General features: G+C 46.4%; 22 protein-coding genes. 7 read left to right on the forward strand and 15 right to left on the reverse strand.

The genetic code is table 11. The annotated features are described in order from the left end of the window. The first annotated feature begins 140 nt into the window (after positions 1-140). The 6 genes from B9Y67_RS15100 to B9Y67_RS15125 all read left to right on the forward strand — a co-directional run bounded on the left by B9Y67_RS15100 (position 141) and on the right by B9Y67_RS15125 (position 4,331). On the forward strand, positions 141-965 hold the full coding sequence (locus B9Y67_RS15100) for an electron transfer flavoprotein subunit beta/FixA family protein (protein ID WP_085507877.1): 825 nt from the start codon (positions 141-143) through the stop codon (positions 963-965). Further along, complete coding sequence (locus B9Y67_RS15105) at positions 962-1,984, forward strand: electron transfer flavoprotein subunit alpha/FixB family protein (RefSeq protein ID WP_085507878.1); 1,023 nt, start codon at positions 962-964, stop codon at positions 1,982-1,984. The genes B9Y67_RS15100 and B9Y67_RS15105 overlap by 4 nt, the downstream gene beginning before the upstream one ends. After that, on the forward strand, positions 1,977-3,272 hold the full coding sequence (locus tag B9Y67_RS15110) for an FAD-dependent oxidoreductase (protein ID WP_085507879.1): 1,296 nt from the start codon (positions 1,977-1,979) through the stop codon (positions 3,270-3,272). Before B9Y67_RS15105 ends, B9Y67_RS15110 begins: the two co-directional genes overlap by 8 nt. Then, positions 3,272-3,556 carry a ferredoxin family protein gene (locus B9Y67_RS15115; RefSeq protein ID WP_085509213.1) on the forward strand — a complete coding sequence of 95 codons (285 nt, stop codon included), beginning with the start codon at positions 3,272-3,274 and terminating at the stop codon, positions 3,554-3,556. Before B9Y67_RS15110 ends, B9Y67_RS15115 begins: the two co-directional genes overlap by 1 nt. Positions 3,557-3,665: 109 nt before the next feature. Next, positions 3,666-3,986: a hypothetical protein gene (locus B9Y67_RS15120; protein ID WP_085507880.1), complete on the forward strand. Its 321-nt coding sequence runs from the start codon at positions 3,666-3,668 to the stop codon at positions 3,984-3,986. A gap of 138 nt (positions 3,987-4,124) precedes the next feature. Beyond that, positions 4,125-4,331 (forward strand): PLDc N-terminal domain-containing protein, encoded by a 207-nt coding sequence (locus tag B9Y67_RS15125; protein ID WP_085507881.1) that lies wholly within the window; start codon positions 4,125-4,127, stop codon positions 4,329-4,331. Positions 4,332-4,551: 220 nt separating this feature from the next. On the opposite strand, the gene B9Y67_RS15130 is transcribed toward B9Y67_RS15125, so the two are convergent. The 15 genes from B9Y67_RS15130 to B9Y67_RS15200 all read right to left on the reverse strand — a co-directional run bounded on the left by B9Y67_RS15130 (position 4,552) and on the right by B9Y67_RS15200 (position 19,567). Then, entirely contained in the window at positions 4,552-4,752 is a 201-nt protein-coding gene (locus B9Y67_RS15130) for a hypothetical protein (protein ID WP_254901823.1), read from the reverse strand. Positions 4,753-4,836: 84 nt separating this feature from the next. Then, on the reverse strand, positions 4,837-5,574 hold the full coding sequence (locus tag B9Y67_RS15135) for a Bax inhibitor-1/YccA family protein (protein ID WP_085507882.1): 738 nt from the start codon (positions 5,572-5,574) through the stop codon (positions 4,837-4,839). Between the two features lie 573 nt (positions 5,575-6,147). Beyond that, a complete protein-coding gene (locus B9Y67_RS15140) occupies positions 6,148-6,312 on the reverse strand; it encodes a YqaE/Pmp3 family membrane protein (protein WP_082412042.1) in 165 nt (54 codons plus the stop codon). A 123-nt stretch (positions 6,313-6,435) separates the two neighbouring features. Continuing rightward, entirely contained in the window at positions 6,436-7,386 is a 951-nt protein-coding gene (gene ilvA / locus B9Y67_RS15145) for a threonine ammonia-lyase (RefSeq protein ID WP_085507885.1), read from the reverse strand. A 113-nt stretch (positions 7,387-7,499) separates the two neighbouring features. Continuing rightward, positions 7,500-8,093 (reverse strand): 3-isopropylmalate dehydratase small subunit, encoded by a 594-nt coding sequence (leuD, locus tag B9Y67_RS15150; RefSeq protein WP_085507887.1) that lies wholly within the window; start codon positions 8,091-8,093, stop codon positions 7,500-7,502. Between the two features lie 11 nt (positions 8,094-8,104). Continuing rightward, complete coding sequence (gene leuC / locus B9Y67_RS15155) at positions 8,105-9,526, reverse strand: 3-isopropylmalate dehydratase large subunit (protein ID WP_085507890.1); 1,422 nt, start codon at positions 9,524-9,526, stop codon at positions 8,105-8,107. Between the two features lie 24 nt (positions 9,527-9,550). Further along, positions 9,551-10,657, reverse strand: coding sequence for a 3-isopropylmalate dehydrogenase (gene leuB / locus B9Y67_RS15160; RefSeq protein ID WP_085507892.1), 1,107 nt, complete (start codon positions 10,655-10,657; stop codon positions 9,551-9,553). Between the two features lie 40 nt (positions 10,658-10,697). Continuing rightward, positions 10,698-12,242: a 2-isopropylmalate synthase gene (locus B9Y67_RS15165; protein WP_085507894.1), complete on the reverse strand. Its 1,545-nt coding sequence runs from the start codon at positions 12,240-12,242 to the stop codon at positions 10,698-10,700. 4 nt (positions 12,243-12,246) lie between these two features. Then, entirely contained in the window at positions 12,247-13,260 is a 1,014-nt protein-coding gene (ilvC, locus tag B9Y67_RS15170) for a ketol-acid reductoisomerase (RefSeq protein WP_085507896.1), read from the reverse strand. A gap of 209 nt (positions 13,261-13,469) precedes the next feature. Further along, a complete protein-coding gene (gene ilvN / locus B9Y67_RS15175) occupies positions 13,470-13,991 on the reverse strand; it encodes an acetolactate synthase small subunit (RefSeq protein WP_062445571.1) in 522 nt (173 codons plus the stop codon). Further along, a complete protein-coding gene (gene ilvB / locus B9Y67_RS15180; protein WP_085507898.1) occupies positions 13,988-15,709 on the reverse strand; it encodes an acetolactate synthase large subunit in 1,722 nt (573 codons plus the stop codon). The genes ilvN and ilvB overlap by 4 nt, the downstream gene beginning before the upstream one ends. A gap of 395 nt (positions 15,710-16,104) precedes the next feature. Then, on the reverse strand, positions 16,105-17,010 hold the full coding sequence (ilvE, locus tag B9Y67_RS15185; protein ID WP_085507900.1) for a branched-chain-amino-acid transaminase: 906 nt from the start codon (positions 17,008-17,010) through the stop codon (positions 16,105-16,107). 465 nt (positions 17,011-17,475) lie between these two features. Then, positions 17,476-17,949, reverse strand: coding sequence for a YkyB family protein (locus B9Y67_RS15190; protein WP_085507902.1), 474 nt, complete (start codon positions 17,947-17,949; stop codon positions 17,476-17,478). 71 nt (positions 17,950-18,020) lie between these two features. Next, on the reverse strand, positions 18,021-18,599 hold the full coding sequence (locus tag B9Y67_RS15195; RefSeq protein WP_176224024.1) for an SCO family protein: 579 nt from the start codon (positions 18,597-18,599) through the stop codon (positions 18,021-18,023). Between the two features lie 116 nt (positions 18,600-18,715). After that, entirely contained in the window at positions 18,716-19,567 is an 852-nt protein-coding gene (locus tag B9Y67_RS15200) for a metallophosphoesterase (RefSeq protein ID WP_369668769.1), read from the reverse strand. Positions 19,568-19,760: 193 nt separating this feature from the next. Here B9Y67_RS15200 and fadH point away from each other — a divergent pair, with 193 nt between their 5' ends. Further along, a complete protein-coding gene (gene fadH, locus B9Y67_RS15205) occupies positions 19,761-20,528 on the forward strand; it encodes a 2,4-dienoyl-CoA reductase (RefSeq protein ID WP_085507904.1) in 768 nt (255 codons plus the stop codon). The last annotated feature ends 221 nt before the right edge of the window (positions 20,529-20,749 follow it).

Here is a 20,749-nt window from a genome sequence, read left to right on the forward strand (position 1 = left end):
GCTCTTGGGAACATTCGCCTGTTCACCCAATCTTGCAAGCGCTAACAAATGATGGACAGAAAATCTTACTATCAGGCTTTGCTCCTTTGCTGGTTAGGGTTGGGAACAAGGCCATTTAAAAGAAAGGGGGTTGATACTGCATGCACATTGTTGTTTGTGTGAAACAGGTACCAGATACGAAAGTAATCAAAATCAATCCGAAAACAAATACGCTGGACCGGCGGGGCGTCCCCTCGATCATGAATCCTTATGATGCTCATGCGGTACAGGAAGCCGTGCGTTTGAAACGCGAATACGGAGGAAAGGTGTCCGTATTATCCATGGGGCCGCCTCAGGCCGATGCGGTTATCAAAAAAAGTATCGAAATCGGTGCTGATGAAGGGTACTTGATCTCCGACAGGGCATTTGCCGGAGCCGACACATTAGCCACCAGTTATGCCCTGACAAAAGCGCTCGAAAAAATCAGTTCTGCTTCCCCGATCGATATGATTTTCTGCGGAAAACATGCGATTGACGGAGATACCGGGCAGGTAGGACCCGGTATTGCCAGCAGGCTCGACATCCCGCCAGTAACAAACATCACTTCCATCACAAAAGTCACCAAAGACTACGTAGAACTTCAACGTAAGCTTCAAGACGGTTATGCCCATATCCGTACTTCACTTCCTTGTCTGATAACAATAGAAAAAGAAATAAACGAGATTGAATATGCACCGTTTCCGAATATGTTGAAAGCAGTCTCTTATCAACCGGTCGTTTGGAATGTCGACCAGTTAGGAGAAGTAGACCGAAAACAACTTGGACTGAAAGGATCGCCGACCATAGTAGGGAAAATGTTTGCACCTCCGAAGCAGGAAGGCGGCCACACGCTGGAAGGTACCCCCAAGGAGCAAGTGGACCAGCTGCTCGATGTATTGCATGAAAAACGGCACTTGTTCCAAAAGAAAGGGGGAGCAGCGGTATGATAGAAGACCATCGAGGTATTTGGGTGTTCGCTGAAGTTGTCGATGGCAGCATAGCAGGAGTATCGCTTGAGCTTCTCGGCGCAGGGAGAGAGTTGGCAGATAAGCTGGAAACGCCGCTTGCAGCGGTATTGTTAGGGCATGAAGTCCGACAACTTACCGATCCGTTGATCCATCATGGTGCCGATGAAGTATATGTCATCGATGCACCTATTTTAAGGGACTACAGAACCGAACCTTATTTAGCAGGAATGGGAAAATTAGCCCGCATGCACCTGCCGGAAATCATCCTCTATGGAGCAACTCCCAATGGAAAAGACATTGCATCTGCAGTCGCCACAGACTTGAAGACTGGGCTTACGGCCGATTGTACAATGCTTGATGTCGATGTGGATAAAAGACTATTAGAGGCAAGCAGACCTGCGTTTGGCGGCAACATCATGGCGACCATTCTATGTAAAAAACATCGGCCGCAAATGGCGACTGTCCGCCCGAAGGTGATGAAAGCATTAAAACCGGACTCTTCCCGGAAAGGCACGGTTATCGAAGAAAGACTGGACATGAAGGAAGCGGATATCCGCACGAAGGTACTTGAAATTGTCAAAGGACCAGGTAAGTCGGTAAACCTGGAAGATGCCGATGTCATTGTCTGCGGCGGCAAAGGGATGGGAGATGAACAAGGATTCCAGCTCATTCATCAATTTGCTGAAACAATCGGTGCCACGGTTGGCGGTACCAGGGATGCTGTCGAAGCAGGCTGGCTTTCCCATGATCACCAGGTCGGGCAGACGGGTGAGACAGTGACGCCGAAAATTTATTTCGCCATCGGAGTGTCCGGGGCGATCCAGCATACAGTCGGGATGAAAAACTCCGAAATAATCATCGCCGTTAATAACGATCCGGAGGCTCCTATCTTTGATGTCGCTACCTATGGGATTGTAGGGGATGCCAGGGAAATCCTGCCGGTTCTGATTGATGCTTTTGACGAGCTTCTGAAGGAAGAGGTGGTTTCCCATGCCTGAAAAATTTGACGTCATCGTCGTTGGTGCCGGTCCTGCCGGAACCAGCTGTGCCTATTTATGTGCGAAAAACGGACTGAAAGTACTCCAAATTGAACGAGGGGAATATCCTGGCGCAAAAAACGTCATGGGCGGGGTGCTGTATAAGCAGCAGTTAGAAGAAATCATTCCTGAATTCTGGAAGGAAGCTCCCATTGAACGTCCAGTAGTAGAGCAGCGGATGTGGCTGCTCGATGAAGAATCTGCGATTACACTTGGCTATAAGGGCCAGGCGTGGGCTAATGAGGAGAACTATAATAACTTTACGATATTGCGTGCCAAGTTCGATCAATGGTTTGCAAAAAAAGCGCAGGAACAAGGGGTAACGTTAATCAACGAAACGGTAGTGGATGCTTGTCTCGTTAAAAATGGAAAAGTCGTCGGGGTAAGAACCGATCGTCCGGATGGGGATGTATACGCTGATGTCGTCGTACTGGCAGACGGTGTCAATTCGCTGCTAGCCAAACAACTCGGATTCCACGAGGAAATCGAGCCCGCTCAAGTAGCATTGACGGTGATGGAAGTACTCAACCTCTCAGCCGAAACCATCAATGAACGGTTCAACCTTGAAGATGGGCAGGGGTGTACCATTGAAATGTTCGGGGATGCCACAAAAGGTCATCTCGGAACAGCGTTTCTGTATACAAACAAGGAAAGCCTGAATATCGGTGTGGGAACCACATTGTCGAGCCTTGTTAACAGTAAAATGAAGCCCTATGACCTTTTGGAATATGTAAAACATCATCCGATGGTCAAACCGCTCATTAAAGGAGCAGAAGAGGCGGAATATCTCGCCCATTTAATACCGGAAGGAGGATATCATGCTATTCCGAAGCTGGTTGGTGACGGAGTGATTGTTGCCGGCGATGCCGCCCAGCTCGTCAACGGCATTCACCGCGAAGGTTCCAATATGGCGATGAAATCCGGTAGTTTTGCTGCTGAAGCCATCTTGCTGGCAAAACAAACCGGTAAGTATACGGAAGAAGTACTGGATATCTACCGGGAAAAAGTCTACGAAAGCTTTATTGGCAAGGACTTGGAAAAGTATAAAGATGCCACGGAAACATTGGAAAACCATCCACAATATTTGAAAGAGTATATTCCGATGCTGAACCGGGCTGCCCGCATCTTCTTTACCGTGGACGGAATAAGTAAACAGGAAAAGCAAAAAGGGATTTTCAATATGTTTATGGAACGCGGAAAAATCCGGACAGTACAGGATATGTACCGGGCATGGAAGGTGATGAAATAATGGCGAAAGCGACGATTGAAGAAAAGCAATATCTCGTCAGGTTCCGAGCGGATAAGGAATCCCATTTGAAGATTCTTGACCAGACGATTTGCCTGGAAAAATGTCCGGATAAGCCTTGTACGTATTTTTGTCCGGGAGAAGTGTATAAGTTTGAAGGGGACCGGATTCAGGTGGGGTATGAAGGTTGTCATGAATGCGGCAGCTGCAGGATTGGCTGTCCTCACGATAATATTGAATGGAAGTACCCGAAAGGCGGGTATGGCGTCGTATTCCGACTGGCATAGTTGAAAGTGCTGCTCTTAATTTAATCATAGGGGCAGCACAACATTTTTGAGCGCTGAATTCAGAAAATTCAAATTACCATTTTGATTTCAGGAGAGGGGGAAGGCTGGGATGAATTATGTAGAATACTATACGAAAAAAGCGATTTCGATTGGAGAAAGAGATCTGAAAGTGTTAAGAAGTTTAGTGAATAGTAATGACAGGGAGGCAGCGTACTGGCTGATCGTATTAAGAGGAGCCGATGCGGAAGATGTAAAAGAAAAATGGAAGGTTGCCTTAATGACAGCGAGGCGTGATGGAAGTTATGACTGCCATGCCAGGCCTGTTAGTGAAAAAGATTGTACTTCTTTCCAGGCAGGTCTCGATCTTATCAAAGAGTGGGAGTACAGGTTATGGGAAGATCGCTGGTTTGAAGAAGGGCAAGCGACATGAACACGTCTACACCATAGACGTGTTTTATTTTTTGTAGGAAAATCATAAAATTAGCTTCAGGCATGGTTTTCAAATTCTTGAAACATAAACGCAGGAAGCCGATAATAGAATGGGAGAAACAGAAGGGAGCGTATATTGATGGTGGAAGTGGGAAGCATTTTTGCTTTATTCCTATTATTTGGAGTGCTGGTCTTTGTGCTGAATATTATAACCAGCATTTGGGCTTACCGCGATTCACGGAGAAAAGGTAAAAGCCAGGAGTATGCCTTACTCATTTTAATCGGCACTTTATTTTTTCCGGTTATCGGCTTGATCATTTACTTAATCATCCGTAATGACGTCTGATTTCTGAAATTGTCTAGTAATCAGTGGCTGTGTCCAGTAAATGTTCAGCAATGTCTAGTAAAAAATAATAAGTGTCCAATAAACTTCAGAAACTGTCTAGTAAGTTCATCAAGATGTCCAGAAGGCTACACCTTCTGTCTAGTAAACCAGCTGCGCGTCTGTAAAAATCGTACGATACATAACCAAGGCTGCACCCAGTTGGGTACAGCCTTTTCTAATTCTATTTGTCAACCACCTTGAACAGGTTGTCGTGCCATTGATAGGCATGCTTGGATAGATCCTCCGGGGATTCCTTCCGTGGGGAAGCATTTTTCACGATTTCTTTTTGCTCGACTGGCAATTTTTCGTAAGCGTCCCTGAGTTCACTTGTGTATTGCATATGCCGTTTCAATTGATAGAGAAAATCATTCATTTGATCCATCATATCTACCTCCTCTACCATCTATCTTCCTCTTATCGGAAAAAATAAAACCTGCAGTCAGCCTAGAGCTGATTGCAGGTGGTTCTAGCGACTTCTTAATTTTGCAAGCAGCCGGAGCATCTCAATATATAACCAGACAAGGGTAACGACAAGGCCAAATGCTCCATACCATTCCATGTGCTTCGGAACTCCGCGATTCGATGCCCGTTCGATAAAATCAAAATCAAGTACGAGATTCAAGGCGGCAATCGCTACAATGAAAAGACTGACGCCGATCCCGAGCAGACTGGATTCATGGAGCAGGGGCACTTGCATGGATGATGTAAAGACACGAAGGACAATATCCACTAAATAGACAAGGAAAATTCCGAGGGTAGCAGCCATCACACCCATACGGAAATTCTTCGTCACCTTGATAATACGCAGTTTATAGATAATCAATAGACCGAATAAAGTCATGATTGTAAGCAATGCAGCCTGGACGACGATGCCTTCGTACAAACTGGCATACTGCGCCGAAATAGCTCCGATGAATAACCCTTCTAACGCGGCGTATACTGGAGCTGTGACAGGAGCCGCTTTTGGTACAAAAGCTGTGATTAAAGCAAAAATCAACGAGCCGATGATGCCAACCCAAATGTAGACGCCGACAGGCTCACCTGCAGCGTAGAGGTTCCAGGTATAGTAGGCAGTAGCCATCAAAAGGAACAGCAGAATGAATACTCGATTGACGGTCCCTTGTACCGTCATCGTGCGCTTACCAGTGGCAGCACGCTGTTTATTGAAAGTCCGGTCATTCAACGTAGGATTAGCAGTTCGCATGGGATCCCTCCTTATATATCGTTAGGCTAGTCTATGTTTCTTCCTTCTTATTCTATGCCTATCCGTAAGCTGTGTAAAAGAAAAGGCAATTATAAACTGCTCAGTGATATTTCCAGAGTGCTTCGCAGCCGCTTCGGCAGAATACTTCGCTTTCCTGGGGCACGGCCTCAGCCTCCTCGCGGAAACCCACCGCTGCGGGGTCTTCGGAATCGTGCTGTTCCCCAAGGAGTCTACGTATTCTGCCTACGCTTAGACGAACTCTCTAATGAAGAATTTGCTATATAAAAACCTATGGAACCTAAGAAGGCAAAGAATACGATGCACGCTATCAGCGGAGGAAATACACGGAGACTCCTGCAGGAGCAGAGGCCTAAATGAGACCCCGGAGAGCGTTAGCTCGAGGAGGCTCATCAGCCGCCTGCGGAAAGCGTAGTGTATTTCCGCAGCGGTTAGCCTGAACCTTTATTTATTTCACTGTTCTATCCAGTGATGAGTTAAAGGGAAGTAAAGGATACGGAAAGAGCCAAATGAAAAAGACCCCTGGGGAGAGGGGCCTTTCAGAATGAATTTTAGTTAAACGGTGCCAAGTTCTTTGTTACGTACGACTAAGACAGCGTGGATGGCACCTGGAATCCAGAAAATTGCTGTCAGAATCAAGTTGAATAAAGCTGTCATTGGTCTGCCTGCCATAAATACTGCTAAAGGCGGCAGTAGTACTGCCAGAATGTATTTTAACATAATCAAATGCCTCCTTTTAATGTATAACATACCACCAGAAAGCGAGCATTAATCATCTCATTGAAAAATGAGTAAAATAGTTCACGAAAACAGGCAGCCCCATACCGTGGGCTGCCTGTACGATCATACGACTTTATATTTGTTTTGCTGAGACAAGGACTGGATGGCAGGGAGTTTTGCAATATCCATGTTACCTCCACTGACGATGACACCACAGTTATGGGAGTTGATTTTTTTATGATAGGAAAGGAGGGCTGCTAATGCTGTAGCGCCGGCACCTTCTACCATAGTTTTCTCCCGTTCCAGCAGCTGGACCATGGTGGCCGCAATCTGCTGATCAGAAACTGTGATCATCTTATCGACATAGTTTCGGATGATCGGATACGTTTTTTCTCCCGGGCGTTTTACTGCAATTCCATCAGCAATCGTCGAAACAGATGGAAGGGAAGTAGCCCCTTTGGAGTGAAACTGATTATAAGTGGCACTCGCACCTTCCGCCTGAACGCCGATTACCTGGATGGCCGGGTTGATGCTTTTCGCGGCAAAAGCGATGCCGCTGATCAGGCCGCCCCCGCCGACAGGGACGATAAGTGTATCGAGGGAAGGCTGGTCCTCAAGCATCTCGATAGCAATCGTTCCTTGTCCCGCCATGACATCGGGATCATCAAAAGGGTGGATGAATACAGCTTTGGATCGCTTCTGTTCTTCGATAGCCGCCTCATAGGCTTCCTGAAAAGACTCGCCCGTCAGCACGATTTTTGCTCCGTAGCCTTCCGTAGCTTTAGTCTTTGCTTTCGGTGTGTTGGCTGGCATGAAAATTTTTGCTTCGATGCCGCGTTTTGCGGCTGCCAGCGCGACACCCTGGGCATGGTTGCCGGCAGAAGCGGCAATTACCCCACGCTTCATTTCATGCTTGGTCAATTGCGAGATTTTGTAGCTGGCACCTCTGATTTTAAATGCGCCGGTTTTTTGCTGGTTTTCCATCTTCATAAACACATTTTTTCCTGTTTGTTCATTTAATGTCGCTGAAGTGGTGAGCGGGGTACGATGCACAACAGAGGAAAGCTGTTCCATAGCATCCGCCACCTTGGTTAATAATAACGAATTCCCAATGTCTTCACACTCCTTATAATTTTTTATTATGATTTTCTAATGATGGTGGAAGAATTAAACTCTATCCAATCTCATCATCCAATAATTTGCTGACGTTCTTCATAGGCGGTGATTTTGTCTTCGTTTGTTAATGTGACGGCGATTTCATCCCAGCCGTTCAACAGCATCTGTTTATGGTAATCCGAAATGTCGAAGCTGAAGCTGAAGTCCTCTTCATCGACGACCAGCTGCTTTTCCAGATCAACCGTCAAGTTAAGCATCTGCTGTTCCGCTTTTTTAATGATTGCCTGTGTTTCATCTTCTGTCAGTTTGACAGGGAGGATGCCGTTCTTGACGCAGTTATTATAAAAAATATCGGCGAAGCTTGGTGCGATTACAACTTGGAAGCCGTAATCCAAAATTGCCCAGGGTGCGTGTTCCCGGGAGGAACCGCAGCCGAAATTATCTCCGGCGACCAGAATGGAAGCGTCATTATACTTCTCATCATTCATCGTAAAGCTGTCACGTTTTTCTCCTTCTTCATCAAAACGCCAGTTATAAAAAAGGAATTGGCCGAAGCCCTGGCGTTCGATTCGTTTCAGGAATTGTTTTGGGATGATTTGGTCTGTATCGACATTTGAGCGATTCAATGGGTAGACAAGCCCGGAATGAACGCGTATCGGTTCCATGGAAAGACCTCCTATCTGTTTACTGCTGTATCGGTAATTTTTCTTACATCAACAAAATGACCTTCAAGTGCAGCCGCTGCCGCCATTTCCGGGCTGACCAGGTGGGTGCGGGCCCCGTTTCCTTGTCTGCCTTCGAAGTTACGGTTGGAAGTAGATGCGCACCGTTCGCCAGGAGGGACGATATCGTCATTCATCGCCAGGCACATGCTGCATCCTGCTTCACGCCATTCAAAGCCGGCTGTTTTGAAAATGACATCCAGACCTTCTGCTTCCGCTTGTTCCTTGACTGTTCTCGAGCCTGGAACAACGAGGGCAGTGACTTTTTCATCGACTTTTCTGCCTTGAATGACATCTGCTGCTTTTTTCAAATCGCTCAACCGGGAGTTGGTACAGGAGCCGATGAACACATAATCGACTTTAACAGAGTCGATCGGCTGGTTGGCTTCCAGTCCCATGTAGTCGAGAGCCCGCTGGACAGCGTCCTGCTCATAATCTTTTTCCTGGCTGGCAGGGTCCGGTACATTGGCGCTGACCGGAATACACATGGATGGATTCGTTCCCCATGTTACCTGAGGTTCGACTTCATCGGCATCGATTTCAACGGTGGCATCGTAACTTGCACCTTCATCGGTAGCCAGGGCACGCCATTGATCGGCAGCTTCATCAAAAGCTTCTCCATCCGGAACATGGCGTCGGCCGCGAAGGTACTCGATCGTTGTATCGTCTGGTGAAATCAGACCGGCGCGGGCACCGGCTTCAATCGACATGTTACAGACCGTCATCCGTTCTTCCATGGAAAGGTTGCGGACAGCTTCACCGGTATATTCGATTACATAGCCGGTGCCGAAACGGACGCCATGCTTGGCGATGATAGCCAGAATCAAATCCTTAGCCGTAACGCCAGTGCCAAGCTTGCCATTCACTTTAACCTCAAGTGTTTTCGGAGCTGCCTGGCCAAGTGTCTGGGTGGAAAGGACATGTTCCACTTCACTCGTTCCAATTCCAAAGGCTAATGCCCCGAATGCACCGTGAGTCGAGGTATGGCTGTCCCCGCAGACAATGGTCTTGCCTGGCTGGGTGAGACCAAGCTCTGGTCCGATAACGTGGACGATCCCCTGATCAGGGTGGTCGATGTCAGCAAGCGGGACACCGAACTCTTCACAATTTTCTTTCAAGGTGTGCATCTGTTTTTTTGAAACTTCATCTTTGATGATATGCCGTTGCTTCGTCGGGACATTATGGTCCATCGTAGCGAACGTCAATTCAGGACGACGCACTTTCCGCCCCTTCATTCTTAGTCCTTCAAAAGCCTGGGGAGAAGTGACTTCATGAATCAGATGCAAATCGATATAAAGCAGATCAGGCTTGCCAGGCTCCTGATGGACGATATGATTCTCCCAAATTTTTTCGATGATTGTTTTTGGCTGGGTCATTGTTTTCACTCCTCGCGTCAGTAATCAGGCATAGGCACTCATGATACAGCTGGCCGCATCACTTTCTGTCAGATATTCCACGACTTTACGAGTCATGTTCGTCGTATCCGTTTCAATGCCATTCGCTACTTTCAAATCTTTTGTATGATAACCGGTGTCGATGACTTCTTCTACCGCTTTTTCAATGCAGGCTGCTTCTTCTTCCATACCGAAAGAGTGGCGCAGCATCAAGGCTGTAGATAAAATCATCGCCAGCGGGTTGGCGATATTCTGCCCGGCAATATCCGGTGCAGAACCGTGTACTGGTTCATACAGTCCGACACCATCGGAACGAAGGCTGGCAGAAGGAAGCATGCCCAGTGATCCAGTCAATACAGAAGCTTCATCACTCAGAATGTCACCGAACATATTTTCTGTGACGATGACATCGAACTGTGCAGGGTTCTGAATCAGCTTCATAGCCGCCGCATCAACAAGCATATGCTCGACCGTAACGTCCGGATAATCGGCCTTTTTCTCTTCGACGACTTCCCGCCACAGTTTACTGGATTCCAGTACATTGGCTTTATCGACCGAAGTCAGATGGTTGCGGCGCAGACGAGCGCTTTGGAATGCTTTATCTACGATTCTTTCGATTTCATGGCGCTCATAGAAAAGGGTATCGACAACCGACTGTCCATTGTCCTGGCGTTCAGAAGGGGTACCGAAATAAAGCCCTCCCGTTAATTCACGGACAATCAACAAGTCACTGTCTTCGACAAGTTCTTCCTTCAGCGGGGAAGCACCAAGTAATTTTTTGAACCCTTTGACCGGACGAAGGTTGGCAAACAGCCCAAGTTCTTTCCGAATGCCGAGCAATCCTTTTTCAGGACGAAGGTGGGAAGGGAGGTCATCCCATTTTGGACCACCGACCGCACCCAGCAAAACCGCATCCGCTCGTTTACAAGCGGCAACTGTCTCCTCCGGAAGGGGAGTGCCATGCTCATCGACAGCCGTACCGCCGATGGCATGAGTTTCAAACGTAAACGAATGACCGTATTTTTCAGCAACTTCTTCCAGGACGGAACGGGCGGAACCGATGATTTCCTGACCGACTCCATCTCCCGGCAGCAATACGATATGTTTGTTCATAAAATTTCCTCCCTCAATAAAAGTAGTGGTCCTTTGTTGGTTATACGTGCGCTTGTTTTTGTTCCTGAACGTGCTGGGTGACAAATACGCGGTTGACCGCATTCAAAAATGCATTGGCGGAAGCTTCTAATACGTCCTGGGCAGTACCCCGGCCGCTTGTTTCTGTATCATTGACGGTCATTTTTACATGGACTTCTGCTAAGGCATCGCGTCCTTTGCCAATCGAGCTCAATTGATAGTCCTCCAGGTGAATTTCTTCATGGACAAGACTTTCGAGCGTATTGTAGATCGCCTCGACACTTCCTTGACCGGTGCCGGCATGTTCAAGTCTTGTTCCTTCCGGGGTAGTCAAAGCTACAGTCGCTGTTGGCAGGTTGGCAGAACCATATTGGACCTGGAATGCTTCCAGCTTATATTTTTTGATGGCAGCACTGTCGACTTGCGTATCCATCAGAATCGTAAACAAGTCCTCGTCGGTGACTTCTTTTTTCTTGGCTGTCAGCTGTTTAAACGCTTTGAACGCTTCTTTCATTTTGGCATCGTTGAAGCGATAGCCGAGATCATGAACTTTTTCTTTGAATGCATGGCTGCCGGAATGCTTCCCAAGCACCATGTTATTTGATTTCACTCCGACCATTTCCGGTGTGATGATTTCGTAAGTGGAGGCTTCTTTTAAGACGCCATCCTGATGGATTCCTGATTCATGGGCAAACGCATTGCGGCCGACCACTGCTTTGTTTCCAGGAATCATCATGCCGGTCAGCTTACTTACCATGTCACTCGTCCGTTTGATTTCTTTCAAGTTCAGGCTGTTTGTAAATGGATAGACATCCTGGCGAATTTTCATCGCGACCGCAATTTCTTCAAGAGAAGCATTGCCGGCACGTTCGCCGATGCCGTTGATCGTACCTTCCACCTGGGTTGCACCATTTTCAATCGCTGCAATCGAGTTAGCTACTGCCATGCCAAGGTCATCATGACAATGGGCGGAAAGGGAGACTTTATCGATATTTGGAACGTTTTCTTTCAGGTAGCGGAACAGTTTGCCGTATTCTTCCGGTGTCGTATAGCCGACCGTATCCGGGATGTTGATGACGGTAGCTCCGGCATCAATGACAGCTTCGATGATTTTGACAAGAAAATCTTTGTCCGTTCTGGTAGCATCTTCCGCTGACCATTCGATGTGATGGAATTTCTGTTTCGCATAAGCGACTGTTTCGACTGCCGTCTGCAAAACTTCTTCCGGTGTTTTCTTCAATTTATAAGTCATGTGAATGGGGGAGGTGGCAAGGAAGACGTGGAGACGGGGCTCCACACCATCCTTTAATGCTTCCCATGCTGTATCGATATCACTTTTTACTGCGCGAGCCAATCCTGTCACCGAAACATTCTTGATGGTTCGGGCGATTTCGCGTACCGCTTCGAACTCTCCTTCTGAGGAAGCCGGAAAACCGGCTTCCATGATATCAACGCCGAAACGTTCCAGCTGCTTGGCGATTTCGATTTTTTCCAGTTTGTTTAGATTGACTCCGGCTGATTGTTCACCGTCACGAAGGGTGGTATCAAACACCTTCACATGGGTCATATACTTACACCTCCTGTTTTTGTTTCTTCTGCTGCTTGACGAAAGGCATCAGTTCGCGTAATTCACGTCCCACTTTTTCGATTTGATGGTTATTTTCAAGGTTGTTGGTTGCGTTGAATTCTGGACGGTTGACCTGATTTTCTGTGATCCAGCCCTTCGCGAATTTACCTGTCTGGATATCACTTAGCACTTCTTTCATGCGGGCTTTTGTTTCTTCGTTGATGACACGTGGTCCGGAAACGAAGTCGCCCCATTGTGCTGTATCGGAAATGGAATAACGCATGCCTTCCAGTCCGCCTTCATACATCAAGTCGACGATCAATTTCAGTTCGTGCATACATTCGAAGTAGGCAACTTCAGGCTGGTAGCCTGCTTCTGTCAATGTTTCAAAACCGGATTTGACAAGATTGGAAAGCCCGCCGCAAAGGACCGCTTGCTCACCGAACAAGTCTGTTTCTGTTTCTTCCTGGAACGTCGTTTCCAATACGCCTGCACGGCCAGCGCCGATGCCTTTTGCGTAGGCAAGTGCTAACTCTTTTGCTTCACCAGTATAATCCTGTTCGACACCGATCAATGCCGGAACGCCTGCGCCTTCTTCGAATGTCCGGCGTACCAGATGTCCTGGGCCTTTCGGTGCTACAAGAAATACGTCGACGTCAGAAGGAGGGACGACCTGGTTGAAATGGACGTTGAATCCGTGAGCGAAAACAAGTGCATTGCCTTCCTGCAGATTCGGCTTGATTTGTTCTTCGAAAACTTTCGGCTGGTGTTCATCTGGAAGGAGCACCATTACTACGTCTGCTTCTTCAACTGCTTCTGGTACGGTTTTGACTTCCTGGCCGTCTTCTTCCGCTTTGTCCCAGGACTTTCCTGGTCTTAGACCAACAACTACCTGATGGCCGCTTTCTTTCAAGTTTTGTGCGTGAGCGTGACCTTGAGAACCATAGCCTACAACCGCTACCTTTTTATTCATCAATACCTGTTCGTTAATGTCGTTGTGATAAAGTACCTTTGCCATAATTAATCATCCTCCAGAATTTTATTATTTGTAATTTATTGTTGATATTTTAATGGGAGGCGGGGGAAACGACTCGCTTTCCGCGGGGAAGACGTCAAGCCTCCTCGGGCTATCGCCCTGTGGGGTCTTGTCAGTCTTGCTCTTCCCGCGGGAGTCTCGCCGTTTCCCATGCCTATGGGTGAATCAACAATGCTTAAACTAATAAACTATTATTTTAAAATAGAGTAGTTTTTCATTTCTGCTACTTGTGGCTGCTGGCCGCGGAGGAAGGCGGTGAGGCCGGTCCGTGCCAGTTCTTTGATACCGTATGGGCGAAGCAGGTCGATTAATGCTTCAATTTTTTCGTGTTTGCCTGTCACCTGAACGGTCAGACTGTCCTTGCTGATATCGATGATCGACGCCCGGAATGGCTCGATGATACCCTGAATTTCATTTCTTATCTGTGCATTGCTGACTACTCGTATCAATGCAAGTTCACTTGCAACAATCGCTTTATCGGTAATATCGGAAACCTTGAGAACATCGATTTGTTTATTCAGTTGCTTGGTCAGCTGTTCCAGTTTCCGTTCGTCTTCAACGTCGACGACAAATGTCATTTTTGAAATACCTTCTGCTTCCGTGCGGCCAACAGAGATACTTTCGATATTGAACTGCCGTTTCGCTAACAGCCCTGTCACCCGGTTCAGTACGCCGCTTCGGTTTTGAACAGTTGCTGTCACAATTCTTCTCATGGTTTCACCCCGATCATTTCGTGGATTCCTTTTCCTGGTGCAATCATCGGATAGACGTTTTCCTGCTGGAGTACCCGGCAGTCAACGACAACTGGTTCATCGTTTGAGAGTGCTTCTGGAAGTCTTTCTTCCAGGTCCTGCTGTGACTCGATTCTCATGCCTTTTATATTGTAGCTTTCGGCAAGCTTTACAAAATCAGGCTGTGTCGACAGGATCGATTCGGAATAGCGTTTTTCATAAAAGCTTTCCTGCCATTGGCGGACCATTCCAAGTGCCTGGTTGTTGACGATGATCACTTTTACAGGAAGCTTCATTTCCTGAAGCAGGGACAGCTCCTGCAATGTCATTTGGAATCCGCCATCGCCAACGACAGCTACGACTTTATCTTCAGGAGCAGCAAGCTGAGCCCCAATGGCTGCCGGGAAGCCGAATCCCATGGTGCCAAGTCCTCCGGAAGTGACCCAGCGATTCGGTTTTTCCAATTTGTAGTACTGTGCAGCCCACATTTGGTGCTGGCCAACGTCCGTAGTCACAATAGCATCTCCACCGGTGTAGCTGTGGACCTTTTCCATCAGCCATTGTGGCACCATGTCCGTTTCCGGTTTGTTGTACCAAAGTGGATATTCTTCACGGTAGCTATCCAGCTTTTTGTACCATTCTTCCGTTGATGGGGAAGCATCTGCATTTTTTAATAGAGCTTCCAATGCCGCTTTTGAGTCGGAGACAATCGGTATTTGGGTTGGTACATTCTTTCCGATTTCTGCTGGGTCGACATCAATATGAGCGACGGTTGCTTTCGGTGCGAAATGTTCTAATTTTCCGGTCAGACGGTCATCGAAACGAGATCCGATGTTGATGAGCAAATCGCATTCATAAAGCGCCATGTTGGCTGCATAGGTGCCGTGCATTCCTGCCATTCCGAATGAAAGGGAGTGGCTGCCAGGGAAAGTACCCAGCCCGTGCAGTGTGTGTACGACAGGGAGGGAATGCTGTTCAGCAAAAGCCTTCAACTCTTCGGAAGCTTTCCCGTGATGGACGCCGGCCCCGGCGAGCAGCACTGGTTTCTTTGCCTGCGCCATCGCATCTGTCAGCTTTTTAATTTGGAGCGGATTCGGTTTCAAGTTCGGTTGATAGCCGGGAAGTGAAAACTCCACGCTTGGAGGATTGTCATCCACCTCCGTTGAAATATCTTTCGGAATATCAACCACAACAGGTCCCGGCCGTCCGGTAGAAGCGATGTGAAAGGCTTCTTTTACAATTCTAGGCAGGTCGGACAGCGACTGTACCTGGTAGTTATGCTTGGTGATGGGAGTTGTAATACCCATAACATCCGCTTCCTGAAAAGCATCGGTTCCGATAACGCCGCGGGCCACCTGCCCGGTGAAAACGACGACCGGAAGGGAATCCATCATGGCATCCGCAATGCCGGTAATCAGGTTTGTCGCCCCTGGCCCGGAAGTGGCAATGACAACGCCTGGCTTCCCGGTTACTCTGGCATAGCCTTCAGCAGCATGGATAGAACCTTGCTCATGCCGTGCTAAGACGTGATGGAATGCATCACCGGCGCGATACAGCGCGTCATAAATCGGTAATACTGCACCCCCCGGATATCCAAAAATGGTTTTGACTTCTTCCTGGATCAATGCATCCACGAGCAGGTCCGCACCTGACTTTGGTTTCGTTTGGGTTTCATAGTGCGGCTTCGCTTCTACCTTCATTTTTTAAATCCCTCCTAAGTGATAGTTGATTCTTTTAATCTAAACATTTTTAGCAATGAAAAAAGCCTTTTCATCCATCTCTTGTTTCCACATCGAACTAACGTGTGGAGCAAGAGGGGAGAAAAGACTTTGCTTTTCACGGTACCACCCTCGTTTACAGTATCCTCACAAATACTGCCTTGGGAAGCTGCCTATTCAACCAGTACAGCTTCTTTTGATAACAGGTGCTTAGGAAGGCACCCGGTCGGACCTAATGGATGAATCGTTCAGCCCGACACTCAGGGAGGATGTCGGAATAAGGTGTATTTCCGGGCTTCCAGCAACCCCGGCTCTCTGTGAATACAGTTACTTATTCCTTTGTTCCCGTCATGGAGTTAACTATTAATTTGTCTGCTTCAGCTTACTTGAACTTTTGCATCAGAATCATATACTTTCACACCGTCTTCGGTAGTGAGTTTGCGGAATTCAGACAACAGATGGTTGGTGACCTTACCCGGTTTACGATTGTTAATTACCCGGGAATCCACTTCATTGACGGCAATGACTTCAGCCGCTGTCCCTGTCAGGAATACTTCATCTGCTACATAGACATCGTGGCGGGTGAATGGCTCTTCCCGCATTTCATAACCTAATTGCTTCGCTAAATCGATGATTGTGTTTCTTGTAATGCCTTCCAGGGCTCCCAGGTAGACGGGAGGAGTTTTGATGACCCCGTTTTTTACGATGAAGACATTATCGGCGGATCCTTCTGTGACATAACCCTGGTCGTTCAGCATCAGCGCTTCATCGACTCCAGCCTGGTTCGCTTCCATTTTCACTAAAATATTATTTAAATAATTCAATGATTTCACTTGTGGAGGAAGAACATCGGCACGGTTCCTTCGACTTGCAACCGATGCCAGCCGGACACCTCGTTCATAAAGTTCTTTCGGGAAGAGAGCGAGTGCTTCCGCGATGACTACGATTCGAGGTTCTGAGCACTTATTTGGATCTAACCCGAGATCTCCTGGACCGCGGGAAACAACGACGCGAATATAGGCTGTTTCCAACTGATTCTTGCGGACAGTCTCGACAATAATGTCCTGAAACTCCTCTTTTGTGTAGGGAATATTCAGCATGATCGATTTTGCTGAGTCATATAAACGGTCAAGGTGTTCATCGAGTTTGAAGATGTTTCCGCTGTAAACACGAATACCTTCGAACACCCCATCTCCGTATAGAAAACCATGATCATAAACAGAAACGACTGCGTCCTGTTTGGTGACGTATTCGCCGTTGAGATAAATCCATTGGTTACTCATCCTTTTGCACACTCCTCTCTTTAACTGATTATTGTTTAAAATTCATAAAGGATTGTTGTGAAATTTATGAGCCCGGCTTTCAAAATATGTGTAAGTTTCAGGGCCCAAAACTTCCTGCCTTTCAGCTTTCAGAAAATTAATTTTTTTTGAATTTGACGATTACTATACGCCCTTATTTGCAGGGCGTCAACAGGGTAAAAGTAAATTTTCTGATAGTTTAGATAAATCAGAAAAACGGTAAACGCTTACATCGTTGAAATGACAACCTTTTGTTTTTAAAAAATATTTCTAAAAAATTTTAAAAGTATATTCTGTATGGCGGGTGAATACCTGTTCAGAGCGGGTTGGGGAAGTTTTTGACTGGGTGTTAATGGAAAAAATATTGGCGAAAAAATAAAAACTTCCAGTCAAAAATGGCTGAAAGTTTTTTAGGAGAATTTATTATTTCTTTTATTTGATTTTCAATCAAGACCGTTTACCACGTTGATTCCAGGGGCGGAAGTTCATACTTCCAAGATAGGAGGAGGTATAGGAGCTTTTTTGAAAAGATTTGTTATTGGAGGGTGCCGGTTTCCGATCCAAATAACGATACAAATTTTTCTTCGCGCGGGAAAGAGACAATCGTGGTTTGGGGTTCCGGTAATCCTTGTCCAACTTCCCTAAATGGCGAAGTTCCTGAAAATCCTTTTTCTGAGCGGGAATATGAAAGTAATAGTTTCCTATCTGAATCAACAGGGTGGAATGCTGCTGACTTAATTTAGGATGATCAGAAAAGTGGAGACCGACTTTTTTGGCGCGGTTTTCCTTGAGAAGCTTCGCGATGGTTTGTTTTTTTAAATCATATAATTCTTTTGGTTCAGGTGCTGTCTTAGCGTGGCGGTTGATAATAAATAACGATTCGGCTAATTCATGGTCGGTCAAGGCATGTTTTTCTTTCAACGGATACACTCCTTTCTTACAACACTGGACAAGGGTAAAGGTAAAGGCGCACAATAAGGTGCGCCATTGGATTATTGTGTTTTCTTAAGGTCCTCTAAAATCTCTTCCATGGATCCCGATTCTGTACCACTGTAATGTTTGATTGCTTCTCCATCAGGATTCACCAAATAAAAGCGTGTACCATGCATCATTTGATCTGAATTGGGTTCTTCTTCCAGCATGGATTGAAACGACTTGATGGAAAGCTGACGGATTTCATCAAAATCATAGCCAGTCAAAAAGTCCCAATTGCCAAAGTCTGCCTGGAATTTATCTCCGAATTCTTTTAATGCCTCAGGATCATCATTTTCAGGGTCGACACTGAAAGAGACTAACTGCACATCTTCAATACCTTCTTCTTCCATCATTGTCTGAAGGCGTGCCATATTAGCAGTCATTGGCGGACATACGGTATCACAATTGGTGAAAATAAAATCAGCTACCCAATATTGACCCTGGTAGTCTTCTAAACTTCTTTCCTCGCCTTGCTCATTGATTGCTGAGAATTCTTCTACATCCCGGGACATATTTTCCTCAATTTCCTGACCGCATGCAGCAAGGAATAACAACACAGCAAAAAAAGGCAAGGACAGTTTGTACATAAGTTTCATCCTGTTCCCTCCAACCTGAAGCTGTCCATCTTCTTTAACATTCGGAATTTATTGTAACATGAAGGCTGGCGTGTTGCTATTTTTGGCTTATTTGTCATAAAAATGTCGTATTTTTCTCAACTATTTTTTAACGTATGAATCGTAATTTCCGGTTTACACAAGAATCGGTAAGGAAGCCGGGTGGTACCGAGACCACGGCTGACATAGAGATCGAGATTACCGATCGTATGCCGGCCTTCTACATATTTTTCAGCATAGGGTGGTGTGACAAGGTATCCGAAAAAAGGTATCTGGACTTGACCGCCATGGCTATGCCCTGATAATTGCACGTCTACCGGATAGTTGGCTACCTCATCCGCATAATCCGGTTCATGAACCATCAGAAGTACGAAAGAATCGCTATCTGCTCCCTGAAGTGTTTTTTCCATATCCGGTTTACCAAGCATGAGATCGTCAACCCCAGCAAGAATAAAGGAAGATTGTTCCTTTTTTATGACAGTATGTTCGTTTTGGAGCAGTTGAAAGCCGGCTTCGTCCATCTTTTTCTTGACGATATCTGTGCCATAACCACCATGGTCATGATTGCCGTAAATCCAGTACTTCCCATGGGGAGCTTGCAGCTTTTTTAATACCTCTACAATCTTGCCATTCCATTCGTAGGCGTTCGGACGATCGACCAGGTCTCCAGTGAAAAGTATCAGATCCGGGTTCATACGGTTAATTCGATCAACGACTTCTTTCAATTGCTCCAATGTATAGTGAAAGCCGATATGAGTATCGGAAAACTGTACGATCTTAAAGTCACGGAATGACCCGGGAATTTTACTATTTGTCAGTGTTTCTTCCTGGATGGTGAGCATATCCGGCTCCATGTATCTCGCATAATAGTATGTTCCGCCGGTTAGGCCCATGAAGGCAAGAAGACTGCCGAATGCTTTTCTCAGGAAAGCTCGCCGATTCATCTTCATATAAATTTCCTTTCTATATCCATGTAAATGTCTTCGGTTGCATCATATATTCCCTCAGTCTAGGTTATTATAGCAGAAAGTAGGATATGTGCTAGATTTATAGTGAAAATGAAAATAGATTGATATATTTTGAAAAATGAACAGGAATTCAGTTTTTGATATGGAATACATACATAGTGAAGGAGGAGTTGTTATGGAAGGTCAAGTTGTAATAGTTACAGGCGGTTCCAGCGGAATGGGGAAATACATGGCAAAGAAGTTCGTCCAGGAGGGCGCAAATGTTGTCATAACCGGCCGTAATGAGGAACGCCTGCAATCAGCAAAAGAGGAAATTATGGGGGATGACCCGGCTCAGGTACTTACCATTGTTATGGATGTAAGAAATATAGAAGATGCCGAACGGATGGTAATAGAGACAGAAGCAGCCTTCGGGCGGGTTGATCACCTGGTCAATAATGCGGCCGGTAATTTTATCGCTCCTGCAGAGAAGCTGTCTGCAAATGGGTGGAAGACCGTCATTGATATCGTTTTGAACGGAACATTCTATTGTAGTCATGCCGTTGGAAATTACTGGATTGAAAATAAAACAAAGGGTACTATTTTGAACATGGTGGCTACTTATGCCTGGAATGCTGGAGCCGGTGTCATTCATTCCGCAGCCGCAAAAGCAGGCGTGCTCAGTATGACGCGGACATTGGCCGTCGAATGGGGCTCCAAATATGGGGTAAGGGTCAACGCGATAGCGCCTGGTCCGATCGAACGAACCGGAGGGGCAGATAAACTGTTTGAGTCCGAAGAGGCAGCGAAGCGGACGCTTCAATCGGTTCCATTGAGAAGACTGGGCACCCCGGAAGAAATTGCTGATTTGGCGCATTTCATACTTTCGGATAAGGCGTCTTATATGAATGGCGAGGTCGTCACCCTGGACGGCGGCCAATGGCTCAACCAATTCCCTTTTTAAGGTTATACAGGCCCCGATTTGCATAGAAATACAAGAAGGACCACCTGAACCTGTCAGGTGGTCCTTCACTTTTCTCTCTTATAAAGGTTGGTTTCTCTCTTACACTTATTTCATTCTCATATAATGCAGGTATTGTCGCTTTTATTTTCAAATTTGTCTCTCTTAATCAAAAAGTTGTCTCTCTTATATGGTGTACTCTCTCAAATCCGGCATTTTTTTCT

Source organism: Thalassobacillus devorans (genome assembly GCF_900176565.1).
In the GTDB taxonomy this organism is placed as follows: domain Bacteria; phylum Bacillota; class Bacilli; order Bacillales; family Halobacillaceae; genus Thalassobacillus; species Thalassobacillus devorans_A.